Raw genomic sequence first — 321 nt, forward strand, 5'->3', positions numbered from 1 at the left:
TCGAAATTCTTTTACCGAAGCCGAAACTTTAAAACCAGAGCCAGGGTTTAATACATAGAGTCTATCTCCTTTTGTGTAATAATATTTTTTTTGAGAATAATATGGTTCTCCCGTAAGATAGAAATATTGTAACTCACCATCCTCAATATAGTTACGTGTAAAGTCTGAAAGTTCTTCCAATGTATCAGAATCAACAAATATCCATTTTCCAAAGAAACGACTGTCTCGTTGTTGAGCTTTAAAATAATCAGCCGTCATATCTTTATCTTCCGAACAAGCGAATACACCCAATAATGCGAATATAAAACAAAACTTTTTCAT

General features: G+C 32.7%; 1 protein-coding gene. It reads right to left on the reverse strand.

Annotated features, from left to right (window positions below; translation table 11 throughout):
* The coding region (locus tag CCAND38_RS11755; protein WP_042343327.1) for a hypothetical protein at positions 1–321 on the reverse strand (321 nt) is incomplete at both ends.

Origin of the sequence: Capnocytophaga canis (assembly GCF_000827555.1) — a bacterium.
GTDB lineage: Bacteria > Bacteroidota > Bacteroidia > Flavobacteriales > Flavobacteriaceae > Capnocytophaga > Capnocytophaga canis.